This is a genomic window from Streptomyces sp. NPDC058880, assembly GCF_042742535.1.
Taxonomy (GTDB): Bacteria; Actinomycetota; Actinomycetes; order Streptomycetales; family Streptomycetaceae; genus Streptomyces.
In genome coordinates, this window is record NZ_JBHYMC010000011.1 from 16,569 (window position 1) to 28,607 (window position 12,039).

Here is a 12,039-nt window from a genome sequence, read left to right on the forward strand (position 1 = left end):
GGATGAGGAGTGAACGAGGGTTTACGTGAATGTACTGGGCGGTACCGCAGCGGTCACCGGGCTGCCGGTGTGATCGCGCGCACGTTGCGTGACCGCCCCCTTCAGGAGTGCACTGTCCCCATGCTGACAAGAATCGACCACATCGGGATCGCCTGCTTCGACCTGGACAAGACTGTCGAGTTCTACCGTGCCACGTACGGCTTCGAGGTGTTCCACACCGAGGTCAACGAGGAGCAGGGCGTCCGCGAGGCCATGTTGAAGATCAACGAAACCTCCGACGGCGGCGCCTCCTACATCCAGCTCCTGGAGCCCACCCGCGAGGACTCCGCCGTGGGCAAGTGGCTCGCCAAGAACGGCGAGGGCGTGCACCACATCGCCTTCGGCACCGAGGACGTCCGGGGCGACTCGGAGGCCATCCGCGGCAAGGGCGTCCGCGTGCTCTACGACCAGCCCCGCACCGGTTCGATGGGCTCCTCGATCACCTTCCTGCACCCCAAGGACTGCCACGGAGTCCTCACCGAACTGGTCACCTCCGGCCCCGACCATTGATGGACCACTGATGGCCCGATTCCCCGGCCGGTAGAGTGGCCATGGCTCGGCCGGGGTTCGGTGCGGAGAGGGTCGGGGCCTGTGACCCCTGCCCCGGTATCTGACACCATTCCCCCGGGGGCGTCGTTCAGCGGGCGAGCGATGCTCATTGGGAGTGAGCTTGCGACCAGGGGACGGATGGGACCGCGCTGTGCGGGGCTACGAAAGCCAGGAGAGCCATCAGGCCGAGGCCGACCATCTCTCGCGCTTCGAGGCCGAGATGGAGCGGCTGAAGAAGGAGCGCGGGAAGGCCGTCCAGCACGCTGAGGACCTGGGCTACCAGGTCGAGGTGCTGCGCGCCAAGCTCCACGAGGTACGCCGGGCCCTCGCGTCCCGCCCTGCCTACGACGGCGCGGACATGGGCTATCAGGCGGAGCAGTTGCTCCGCAACGCCCAGATCCAGGCCGACCAGATGCGCTCCGACGCCGAGCGCGAGCTGCGCGACGCACGGGCGCAGACCCAGCGCATCCTCCAGGAGCACGCCGAGCACCAGGCGCGCCTGCAGGCCGAGCTGCACACCGAGGCCGTCAACCGCCGCCAGCGGCTGGACCAGGAACTCAACGAGCGCCGCCAGACCGTCGAGGCGCACGTCAACGAGAACGTGGCCTGGGCAGAACAGCTGCGCGCCCGTACCGAGGCCCAGGCTCGCCGCCTGATGGAGGAGTCCCGCGCCGAGGCCGAGCAGTCCCTGAACGCGGCGCGCGCCGAGGCCGCCCGGGTCGCCGAAGAGACCCGGCGCCGGATGACCGCCGATGCCGACGCCGCCCGCGCGGAGGCCGAGTCCACGCTGCTGCGCGCCCGCAAGGAGGCCGAGCGACTGCTGACCGCCGCCTCCACCCAGGCGCAGGAGGCCACCCAGCACGCCGAGCGGCTGCGCTCCACCACCTCCGCCGAGGCGGAGCAGACCCGGCAGCAGACCCTGGACCTCGGCCGCATCGCCGAATCCCGGGTGCAGGAGGCCGAGTCCGCGCTGCGCGAGGCGCGTGCCGAGGCCGAGAAGGTCCTCGCGGAGGCCAAGGAGAGCGCCTCGCGCCAGCTCGCGTCGGCGGAGTCGGTCAACGAACAGCGCACCCGCACCGCCAAGGAGCAGGTCGCCCGGCTGGTCGGCCAGGCCACCAAGGAGGCCGACCTCCTCAAGGCCGAGGCCGAGCAGCTCCTGGCCGACGCCCGCGCGGACGCCGAGCGGCAGCGCACCGAGGCCGGAGAGCAGGCCCGTACGGCCGCTGCCGAGGACATGGCCGCACAGCTGGCGAAGGCCGCCCGTACGGCGGAGGACGTCCTGAACAAGGCCTCGGAGGACGCCCGGGCCACCACCCGGGCCGCGTCCGAGGAGGCCGAACGGATCCGCCGCGAGGCCGAGGCCGAGGCCGACCGGCTGCGCCTGCAGGCCGCGGCAACGGCGGACGAGCTCAAGGGCGCCGCGAAGGACGACACCGAGGAGTACCGCGCCCGGACCGTCGAGCTGCAGGAGGAGGCCCGTCGACTGCGGGGCGAGGCCGAGCAGCTGCGCGCGGAGGCCGTCGCCGAGGGCGAGCGGATCCGCGGCGAGGCCCGCCGCGAGGCGGTCCAGCAGATCGAGGAGGCGGCCAAGACCGCCGAGGAACTGCTCGGCAAGGCCAAGTCCGACGCGGACGAACTGCGCGCCGGGGCGACCACCGAGAGCGAGCGGGTCCGCGCCGAGGCCGTCGAGCGGGCCGGCACCCTGCGCAGGCAGGCCGAGGAGACGCTGGAGCGCACCCGCGCCGAGGCCGAGCGGATCCGCGGCGAGGCCGAGGAGCAGGCCGAGTCGGTCCGCGCCGAGGCGGACGCTGCGGCCCTCGCACGGCGCGAGGAGACCGAGCAGGCTCTGGCCGCGAAGCGGGCCGAGGCCGACGAGGAGCTCGTACGGCTGCACACGGAGGCCGAGAGCCGGCTGACCACGGCCGAGCAGACGCTGCGCGACGCCCGCGCGGCGGCGGAGACCATCCGCCGCGAGACGACCGAGGAGAACGACCGGCTGCGCGCCGAGTCGGCCGAGCGCATCCGCACCCTGCAGGCGCAGTCCGAGGCGGAGGCCGACGAGCTGCGCACCGAGGCGGCGCAGGACGCCGGCCGGGTACGTGCCGAGGCCGAGCAGGTCGCCGTACGGCTGCGCGGTGAGGCCGAGACCGAGGCCGAGCGCGTGCGCTCCGAGGCCCAGGAGACCGCGGACCGGCTGCGCGCCGAGGCGAAGGCCGCGGCGGAGCGGGTCGCCGAGGAAGCCGCCGAGGCGCTGGCCGCCGCGCAGGAGGAGGCCGCCCGGCGCCGCCGGGAGGCCGAAGAGACCCTGGCGTCGGCCCGGACCGACGCCGACCAGGAGCGGGCGCAGGCCCGCGAGCAGAGCGAGGAGCTGCTGGCCGCGGCCCGGCGCCGGTCGGAGGAGGCGCAGGCGGAGGCGACCCGCCTGACCGAGGAGGCCGAGCGCCGCGCGTCGGAGCTGGTGTCGGCGGCCGAGGCCACGGCCCAGCAGATGCGCGACTCCGTGGCCGGACTGCACGAGCAGGCCGAGGAGGAGATCTCCGGGCTGCGCAGCGCCGCCGAGCACGTGGCGGAGCGGACGAAGGCGGAGGCCGAGGAAGAGGCGGCCCGGGTCCGCGCCGACGCCCACGCGGAGCGGGAGCGGGCCGCCGAGGACGCCCACCGGATCCGCACCGAGGCGCGCACCGAGACGGACGCGGCGAAGGCGCTGGCGGAGCGGACCGTCGGCGAGGCGATCGCCGAGGCGGAGCAGCTGCGCACCGACACCGCGGAGTACGCGCAGCGGGTGCGTACCGAGGCCACGGACGCGCTGGCCGCGTCCGAGCGCGACGCCGCCCGTACCCGGGCCGACGCCCGCGACGACGCCAACCGCATCCGTGGGGAGGCGGCGGAGGCCCTGGAGGCCTCGCGCGCCGAGGGCGTCCGGATCGTCGCCGACGCTTCGGCGGAGGCCGAGCGGATCACCGAGGAGACCCGCGCCGCGAACGCGGCCACGGTCAGCGAGGCCGAGGCGGAGGCGGAGCGGCTGACCGCCGAGGCGGCGGAGGCCGCCGAGGCCACCCGCGCTGAGGCCGCGGCCGCGCTGGACGAGGCGCGGGCCGAGGGCAACCGGCTGCGCACCGAGGCCGCGGAGCAGGTCGACCGGCTCATCACCGAGGCCTCGGCGGAGGCGGAGCGCCTCGTCGAGGAGACCCGCGCCGCGAACGCGGCCACCGTGGGCGAGGCGGCGGCGGAGGCCGAGCGCCTCACCACCCAGGCGGCACGCCTGAAGTCGCAGGCGGCCGAGACGCTGGCGGGCGCCGAGCGGGACGCCGCGAAGATCATGGTCGACTCGCGCGCCGAGGGCGACCGGCTCATCGACGAGACCCGGGTGGCCAACGAGGCCACCGTCGGAGAGGCCGCGGCCGAGGCCGAGCGGCTGCGCGCCGACGCGGCCCGCGTCCTGGACGACGCCCGTGCGGAGGGCGGCCGGATCATCGGCGAGGCCACCGCGGAGGCGGACCGGGTCACGGCCGCGGCGGGCGAGACCCTGGCCGGTGCCGAGCGCGACGCCGAGCAGACGCTGGACGAGGCACGCGCCGAGGCGAACCGGCTGCGCAGCGAGGCGGCCGAGCAGGCGGACCGGCTCATCACCGAGGCGGCGGCCGAGGCGGACAAGCTCACCGAGCAGACCCGCAAGGACAACGAGCGCACGGTCGGCGAGGCGTCGTCCGAGGCGGAGCGGCTGCGCGCCGAGGCCGCGGAGGCACTGTCCTCGGCGCAGGAGCACGCGACGCGTACCCGGTCGGAGTCCGAGCGGGTCGAGGCGGAGGCCGCCGCCGCGGCGGAACGCACCCGGGCGGAGGCCCGTGCGGAGTCCGAGCGGCTGCTGGACGAGGCCCGCGAGGAGGCCAACAAGCGGCGCAGCGAGGCCGCCGAGCAGGTCGACCGGCTGATCACCGAGGCGGCCGCGGAGGCCGACAGCCTCACCGTCGAGGCTCAGAAGCAGGCCCTCGCCGCCACGACGGCGGCCGAGGAGCAGGCCGACGCCATGGTCGACGCGGCCCGCAAGGAGGCGGCGCGCATCACCTCGGAGGCGACCGTCGAGGGCAACTCCTTGGTGGAGAAGGCCCGTACCGATGCCAACGAGCTGCTGGTCGGAGCGCGCACGGACGCCGCCGCCATAAGGGAACGGGCGGAGGAGCTGCGCGGCCGCGTCGAGGGCGAGGTCGAAGAGCTCCACGAGCGGGCCCGCCGGGAGTCGGCCGAGCAGATGAAGTCGGCCGGCGAGCGCGTGGACAAGCTGGTGCGTGCGGCGACCGAGCAGAGCGTCGAGGCCGAGGCGAAGGCCAAGGAGCTGCTGTCGGACGCGAGCAGCGAGGCGAGCAAGGTGCGCATCGCGGCGGTCCGCAAGGCGGAGGCCCTGCTCAAGGAGGCCGAGCAGAAGAAGGCCGAGCTGGCGCGCGTGGCCGAGAAGGCACTGGCCGAGGCCAAGGCGGAGGCCGAGCGCCTCGTCGAGGAGGGCCGCCGCGAGCTGGAGGTCCTCGTCCGCAGGCGGCAGGACATTCAGGGAGAGATCTCCCGTGTCCAGGACGTGCTTGAGGCGTTGGAATCATTCGAGGCGCCTTCGGGTGGCGGGAAGCCCGCGGTCGGCGGCCAGGGCGCGGGGGGTGCCAGGGCCGGAGTCTCGGCAGGTTCCACTCGTTCGGGTGGCAAGTCGTCGGAGGGGTAGCCAAGCGGTCCGAGATGTGCGCACCTGATGAGGGTTCAGGCGAACGAGTGACAAGCATTCCGCCGCCTTGCCACTCAAAAGGGGTGTCATTGTCCAGATCAAACGCGGATTGACTCGATGACACGCCGTCTGGGCGCCTAGGATTCCCCTAACACCTCACGTAGCACCTCATCGGTCTCATTCGACAGGAACCCCATGAGCGACACTTCCTCCCCCTTCGGCTTCGAGCTCGTGCGGCGTGGTTATGACCGCGGTCAGGTGGACGACCGCATTACCAAGCTGGTCTCCGACCGCGACAGCGCCCTTGGACGTATCAACTCTCTGGAAAAGCGGATCGAGGAGCTGCACCTCGAGACGCAGAACGCCCAGGCCCAGGTGAACGACGCGGAGCCGTCGTACGCGGGTCTCGGCGCCCGGGTCGAGAAGATCCTGCGGCTGGCCGAGGAGGAGGCGAAGGACCTGCGCGAGGAGGCCCGTCGCGCGGCCGAGCAGCACCGTGAGCTCGCCGAATCGGCCGCCCAGCAGGTGCGCAACGACGCCGAGTCGTTCGCGGCCGACCGCAAGTCGAAGGCGGAGGACGAGGGCGTCCGCATCGTCGAAAAGGCCAAGGGCGACGCGGCCACCCTGCGCGCCGAGGCCCAGAAGGACGCGGCCTCCAAGCGCGAGGAGGCCGACGCCCTGTTCGAGGAGACCCGCGCCAAGGCCGCACAGGCCGCCGCGGACTTCGAGACCAACCTGGCCAAGCGCCGTGAGCAGTCCGAGCGCGACCTGGCCTCCCGCCAGGCCAAGGCCGAGAAGCGCCTGGCGGAGATCGAGCACCGGGCCGAGCAGCTGCGCCTGGAGGCCGAGAAGCTGCGTACGGACGCCGAGCGCCGGGCCCGCCAGACCGTGGAGACCGCGCAGCGCCAGGCCGAGGACATCGTGGCCGACGCCAACGCCAAGGCCGACCGCATCCGCAGCGAGTCCGAGCGCGAGCTGGCCGCGCTCACCAACCGCCGCGACTCGATCAACGCGCAGCTGACCAACGTCCGCGAGATGCTGGCCACGCTGACCGGTGCGGCCGTCGCCGCGGCCAACCCGATCGTGGACGACGAGCCGGTCAGCCGCGGCGTTCCGGCGCAGCAGAGCCGCTAGCCACCGGGCATGACCCGCAGGTAGCGATCGAGCCTGATCGAGGGCCCTATGTCACCCATTCGAGGTGGCGTAGGGCCCTCGGGCGTTCTAGCGTGGCGACATGATCGAACTCGATGGCCTCACGAAACGGTTCGGCACGAAGACCGCAGTCAACAGCCTCAGCTTCCAGGTCAGGCCAGGGGTGGTGACCGGCTTCCTCGGCCCCAACGGGGCGGGCAAGTCCACGACGATGCGCATGATGCTCGACCTCGACAACCCGACCGCGGGCACGGTCCGGATCCTCGGCAAGCGCTACCGGGAACTGCGGGAACCGCTCAAGCACGTCGGGGCGCTGCTGGACGCGAAGGCGATGCACGGCGGCCGCACCGCGTACAACAACCTTCTCTGCCTGGCCCAGTCGAACGGCATCCCGCAGCGCCGGGTCACCGAGGTGCTGGACCTGGTCGGACTGACGCCGGCGGCCAGGAAGAAGTCCAAAGGTTTTTCGCTGGGCATGGGCCAACGGCTCGGGATCGCCGCCGCATTGCTGGGCGATCCGCAGATCCTCATGTTCGACGAGCCCGTCAACGGCCTGGATCCCGAAGGAATTCTCTGGATCCGCAATCTGATGAAGGGCCTGGCGGCAGAAGGGAGAACGATCTTCGTGTCCTCCCATCTGATGAGCGAAATGGCCCTGACCGCCGACCATTTGATCGTCATCGGCCAAGGAAGGCTGCTGGCCGATACCTCTATGGCTGATTTCATTCACCAGAACTCCCGCAGCTACGTCCGGATGCGCTCGCCGCAGCAGGAGCGGCTCAAGGACGTCCTGCACGAGGCCGGGATCGACGCCGTCGACGTCCCCGCCGGCGGCACCCTGGAGATCGACGGCGCGAGCGCTGAGCAGCTCGGGGAGCTGGCCGCCCGGCACCAGATCGTGCTGCACGAGCTCAGCCCGCAACGGGCATCACTGGAGGAAGCGTTCATGCGCATGACGGCGGACTCGGTCGAATACCACTCCCACGCACCGGGAGCACCCGGCCCGGCCACCGACAACCCGGCCCGGCCGGCCGACGTCCCCGCCTGGGGCGCCGGTTTCGACACCGCAGACTCCACGCGCAAGGGCGGGCGGTGACCATGGCCTTCTCCGCCGTCCTCACGTCCGAGTGGACCAAGATCCGCACCGTGGCCTCCACCAGCTGGACGCTCGCCACCGCGCTCCTGGTGACCGTCGCCATGGGCGCCGGTCTGTGCGCCGTGGTCAACGCGACCTTCGACACCATGCCGGAGCCGCAGCAGATCGCCTTCGACCCCACCCAGATGAGCTTCTCCGGAATGCTCCTCGGCCAGGTGGCGGTGCTCGTCTTCGGGGCCATGGTGGTCGGCAGCGAATACAGCACCGGCATGATCCGCAGTTCCCTGGCCGCCGTGCCGAACCGCGGCTCCCTGCTGCTGGGGAAGCTCACCGTGGCTACCGGCCTCGCACTGGTGGTCGGCATCGCGACCGGATTCCTGTCCTTCTTCCTCGGCCAGGCCCTCCTCGGCGAGCACAGCACCACGCTCGGTGAGGAGAACGTGCTGCGCGCCGTGATCGGCGTCGGCCTGTACATGGCGCTGCTCGCGGTGTTCGCGATGGGTGTGTCGATGATGCTGCGCAACACCGCCGCCGCGATCTCGATCCTGATCAGCTTCGTCCTGATCCTGCCCATCGTCCTCAGCCTGGTGGACGCCACCCACAAGATCGCCTACTACCTGCCCAACCAGGCCGGGTCCGCGATCATGCAGACCGTGTCCTCCCCGACCGTCTCCTCTGACGCGCCCTACGGCCCGTGGGGCGGGCTCGGGATCATGCTCCTGTGGGCGGCCGCCTCGGTACTCGGTGGGTACCTCGTCCTCAGCAGGAGGGACGCCTGACGGCCGGCCCCCTCCGGAAGGACTACGGGGCATCCCAGGGTCGGCCTCGGGGGCGGGTCAGGGATCCGGCCCGGGACGGAACCGTAGGAAGCTCGCTATCCTCTTAACCCTTACACGGGCGAGAGTCGTCCCGGCCTGGTAAGGGGCAGCGAGATGATCGAGGCAGTCGGCCTGACCAAGCGCTACGGCGCCAAGACCGCCGTCGAGCAGTTGTCCTTCCAGGTCAAGCCGGGACACGTGACGGGATTCCTGGGGCCCAACGGCTCCGGGAAGTCCACGACCATGCGCATGATCCTCGGCCTGGACCGGCCCACGTCCGGTCATGTCACGATCAACGGCTTCCCCTTCCGGGAGCTGCCGAACGCCCAGCGGCACGTCGGCGCCCTCCTCGACGCCAAGGCCGTGCACGGCGGCCGCCGGGCCCGCACCCACCTGCTGTCCATCGCCCAGCTCTCGGGGATCCCGGAGAAGCGGGTGGACGAGGTGCTGGCCGTCGTCGGCCTCCAGGACGCGGCCCGGCAGCGCACGAAGGGCTTCTCGCTCGGCATGGGCCAGCGCCTCGGCATCGCCACGGCGCTGCTCGGCGACCCCCAGGTGCTCCTGTTCGACGAGCCGGTCAACGGGCTGGACCCCGAGGGCATCCTCTGGGTCCGCAACCTCATGCGCCGGCTCGCCGCCGAGGGTCGCACCGTCTTCGTCTCCTCGCACCTGATGAGCGAGATGGCACTGACCGCCGACCACCTGATCGTCATCGGCCGCGGACGGCTGCTGGCCGACATGGGTACGCAGGAGTTCATCGCGCACAACTCGGCCGGATTCGCTCGGGTACGTGCGGCCGACACCGATCCCGATGGCCGGGACGCGCTGGGTTCCGCCCTCACCCGGGCGGGCGGCCGGGTCCTCCAGGAGCCCGACGGAGCACTGCGCGTGACCGGACTGGAGCTTCCCCGCATCAGCGACCTCGCGCACACGGCCGGCGTACGGCTGTGGGAGTTGTCCCCGCACCGGGCCTCGCTGGAGGAGGCGTACATGCGGATGACCCAGGCCGACGTCGAGTACGCCTCCACCGAGGACCCTCGGGCCGAGTTGTGGGAGGAGGACCCGCTGGCCCTCCCGGCCTGGGAGGACGAGCAGGCGGCCCCCGAGGTCCCGCAGGCGGGCTTCTTCGCCCCGCCGCCGCCCGGAGCGGGCGGCAGGCCCTTCCTGATGCCCAGCAATCCCGGCGAGCTCGCGAGCACCGCCAAGGACTCCCCCGAGGACACCCGATGACCCCGACGACCACGACGCCGGACCGGCCGCGGAGCTACAGCTCTCCGTTGCCCTCGCCGCGGCCGCACCTGGGGCACGCCCTCGCCTCGGAGTGGACCAAGCTGATCTCGATCCGCTCGACCCTCTGGACGCTGGGCGCGCTCGTGCTGACCGTCGTCGGCGTCGGGATGCTCTTCGTCTCGCAGACCTCGGACCGGGACTACGAGTCGATCTCCTTCACCACCCCCGCCCTCTTCGGCCTGATGGTCGGCCAGGTCGCCGTGATGGTCCTCGGCGTGCTGACCATCTCCTCGGAGCACGCCACCGGACTGGTGCGCACGACGTTCACCGCCGCCCCGGACCGCTTCCGCGTCCTGACCGCCAAGTACCTCGTCTTCAGCGTCACGGCCTTCGTCGCCACCGCGCTGTCGGTCTTCGTGGTCGGGATCGCCGCCTCCCTCGCCCACGGCGGGGCCGCCGCCGGCCCGCACACGGCCGACGAGTGGCTGGGCGCCGCGGCCGGCTGCCTATACGTCACCCTGCTCGGCGTGCTCGCCCTGGCGATCGGTGCGATGGTGCGGCATTCGGCGGGGGCGATCGCCGTCATGCTCGGCCTGGTCACGCTGCCGCCGGTCCTGGGCGCCATGCTCATCGTCTGGGAGGCCGTGGCCCCCATCGGGCGGGAGATCCTCCAGCGCAACGTGCCGGTCGCGCTGAGCCAGCTGTTCGGCATGCAGGAGGGCGGCGACCTGGGCGCTACGCCCAGCAACCTCTCCAACGTGCTGATCATCGTGCTGATCACGGGAGCGACGGTCGCCGCCTCGTACGTGATGGTCGGCCGCCGGGACGTCTGACGGAGCCGGCGCCGGGGTCAGTACCTCGGCGCGTTGCGGGACCGCTGCACCTTCGTGGTGCGGCGGTCCTTCGCGTTCCAGCAGGCCTTGTGCCAGTGCCGCCGGTCGTCCACGCCGCCGTACTCGGGCCAGGCCACCAGGTGCGGGGTGCCGGAGGGGATCTCCTGGTCGCATCCGGGGCACCGGTAGCGCTTGCCGGCCGCGCTCGCGCCCGCGACGTGTCTGACCTTCCAGTCCTCGCCCTGGTACTCCTCGGTGCGCTCCAGCCCGAAGCGGTCCAGGCCGACACCGGGGCGGTCGTCCGGGTTCTCGCCGCCCCTGGGGCGGTTGTGGCGCGGTGACACGTATACCTCACGGATGAGCCGACGGCAGTGACTTTCTTCCAGACTACGCGCAGCGAGGCCGGGTACCCGCAGGGTGTCCATGGGGAGGACGGGCCGATGGCCGGCACTGGCCCGACAATCCCAATAACTTTCGTGTCAGCCCGTGCCTTTGGCACGTGTCAGACGTTGTTGCCATAGGAAGAACCGGTCCACCTGGGGGAGGCCGCGTCAGCCGCGAGGAGGATAAAGGCGATGCGCGTAGGAGCGTTTGTACTGGCGGCCCAGTTCCCTGGCCAGGGGCAGGGCGAGGCACTGCACCGGGCAGTGCGGACCGCGGAGGTGGCCGAGGAGGCCGGGCTCGACTCGGTCTGGCTGGCCGAGCACCATTTCGTCCCGTACGGGGTCTGTCCGTCGGCGGTGACCCTGGCGGGCCTGCTGCTGGGTCGGACCCGTCGGCTGCGGGTGGGCACGGCGGTGAGCGTGCTGCCGAGCACGCACCCGGTCGCCCTGGGGGAGCAGGCGGCCCTGCTGCACCTGGCCTCGGGCGGCCGTTTCACCCTGGGGGTGGGACGCGGCGGGCCGTGGGTGGACCTGGAGGTCTTCGGCGGCGGCCTGGACGCCTACGAGAACGGCTTCCCGGAGTCCCTGGACCTGCTGCGGCGTTGGCTCACCGAGGCCCGGGTGGGTGCCGCCGGCGAGCGGTACGCCTTCCGCGAGGTGGCCGTCGTACCACGACCCTCGGAGGCGCTGGACGGCGACGGGTCGGGCCCGGAGGTCATCGTCGCCTGCACCTCACCGTCGTCGGTGCGGGCGGCCGCGCAGCGCGGGCTGCCGATGCTGCTGGGCATGCACTGCGGGGACGAGAACAAGGCCGAGATGGTCGCGCTGTGGCGCAGCACGGCGCTCGCGGCGGGCCACTCCCCCGAGCACGTCGCCTTGGCCGGGCACGTCTCGGCCGGGGTGTGCCAGATCGCGGACGGCACCGCCGACGCGCGCGAGACCCTGCTGAAGTCCATGCCGGGCTGGCTCAGGCTGGGCCTGGACGCACACGTGACCGTGGACGGCCGCGTGCGCGCGATGCGGGATCCGGTCGCCTACACGGAACTGCTGTGCGACCTTCATCCGGTGGGCACCCCGCAGCTGGCGGCGGACCGCCTGGCGGCGACCGCCGCACGCACGGGGATCACGCGCTTCGCCCTCCTGACGGAGGGCTCGGGAGATCTCGCCGCGACGGAGGAGAACGTACGACGGCTCGGCGCCGAAGTCCTGCCCCGTCTCGGCTGAGATCTAC

General features: G+C 72.3%; 9 protein-coding genes. 8 read left to right on the forward strand and 1 reads right to left on the reverse strand.

The window, feature by feature from the left end; all coding sequences use genetic code 11:
• Positions 1-120 precede the first annotated feature (120 nt).
• The 7 genes from mce (at position 121) to ACFW2G_RS09105 (ending at position 10,425) form a co-directional block, all read left to right on the forward strand.
• A complete protein-coding gene (gene mce, locus ACFW2G_RS09075) occupies positions 121-549 on the forward strand; it encodes a methylmalonyl-CoA epimerase (RefSeq protein ID WP_031148310.1) in 429 nt (142 codons plus the stop codon).
• A gap of 190 nt (positions 550-739) precedes the next feature.
• Positions 740-5,296, forward strand: coding sequence for a polarized growth protein Scy (gene scy, locus ACFW2G_RS09080; RefSeq protein WP_384581037.1), 4,557 nt, complete (start codon positions 740-742; stop codon positions 5,294-5,296).
• Positions 5,297-5,491: 195 nt separating this feature from the next.
• Positions 5,492-6,430, forward strand: coding sequence for a cellulose-binding protein (locus tag ACFW2G_RS09085; protein ID WP_037927975.1), 939 nt, complete (start codon positions 5,492-5,494; stop codon positions 6,428-6,430).
• Positions 6,431-6,530: 100 nt separating this feature from the next.
• On the forward strand, positions 6,531-7,544 hold the full coding sequence (locus tag ACFW2G_RS09090; protein WP_384445514.1) for an ABC transporter ATP-binding protein: 1,014 nt from the start codon (positions 6,531-6,533) through the stop codon (positions 7,542-7,544).
• 2 nt (positions 7,545-7,546) lie between these two features.
• On the forward strand, positions 7,547-8,323 hold the full coding sequence (locus ACFW2G_RS09095) for an ABC transporter permease subunit (protein ID WP_037927969.1): 777 nt from the start codon (positions 7,547-7,549) through the stop codon (positions 8,321-8,323).
• A 153-nt stretch (positions 8,324-8,476) separates the two neighbouring features.
• The gene (locus tag ACFW2G_RS09100) at positions 8,477-9,592 is read left to right on the forward strand and encodes an ABC transporter ATP-binding protein (protein ID WP_037927966.1); all 1,116 of its coding nucleotides are present in this window, start codon (positions 8,477-8,479) and stop codon (positions 9,590-9,592) included.
• Positions 9,589-10,425, forward strand: a complete 837-nt coding sequence (locus tag ACFW2G_RS09105) for an ABC transporter permease (protein WP_037927963.1) — start codon at positions 9,589-9,591, stop codon at positions 10,423-10,425. The genes ACFW2G_RS09100 and ACFW2G_RS09105 overlap by 4 nt, the downstream gene beginning before the upstream one ends.
• Before the next feature lie 17 nt (positions 10,426-10,442).
• On the opposite strand, the gene ACFW2G_RS09110 is transcribed toward ACFW2G_RS09105, so the two are convergent.
• Positions 10,443-10,769: a hypothetical protein gene (locus ACFW2G_RS09110; RefSeq protein WP_037927959.1), complete on the reverse strand. Its 327-nt coding sequence runs from the start codon at positions 10,767-10,769 to the stop codon at positions 10,443-10,445.
• A 231-nt stretch (positions 10,770-11,000) separates the two neighbouring features.
• On the opposite strand from ACFW2G_RS09110, the gene ACFW2G_RS09115 reads away from it, so the two are divergent.
• Positions 11,001-12,032 (forward strand): LLM class flavin-dependent oxidoreductase, encoded by a 1,032-nt coding sequence (locus ACFW2G_RS09115; RefSeq protein ID WP_037927956.1) that lies wholly within the window; start codon positions 11,001-11,003, stop codon positions 12,030-12,032.
• Positions 12,033-12,039: the final 7 nt, after the last annotated feature.

Coding starts and splice junctions, on each gene's coding strand:
- ACFW2G_RS09085 (WP_037927975.1), top strand. CDS start 5,492: ATGAGCGACACTTCCTCCCCCTTCGGCTTCGAGCTCGTGCGGCGTGGT.
- mce (WP_031148310.1), top strand. CDS start 121: ATGCTGACAAGAATCGACCACATCGGGATCGCCTGCTTCGACCTGGAC.
- ACFW2G_RS09095 (WP_037927969.1), top strand. CDS start 7,547: ATGGCCTTCTCCGCCGTCCTCACGTCCGAGTGGACCAAGATCCGCACC.
- ACFW2G_RS09090 (WP_384445514.1), top strand. CDS start 6,531: ATGATCGAACTCGATGGCCTCACGAAACGGTTCGGCACGAAGACCGCA.
- ACFW2G_RS09105 (WP_037927963.1), top strand. CDS start 9,589: ATGACCCCGACGACCACGACGCCGGACCGGCCGCGGAGCTACAGCTCT.
- ACFW2G_RS09100 (WP_037927966.1), top strand. CDS start 8,477: ATGATCGAGGCAGTCGGCCTGACCAAGCGCTACGGCGCCAAGACCGCC.
- ACFW2G_RS09115 (WP_037927956.1), top strand. CDS start 11,001: ATGCGCGTAGGAGCGTTTGTACTGGCGGCCCAGTTCCCTGGCCAGGGG.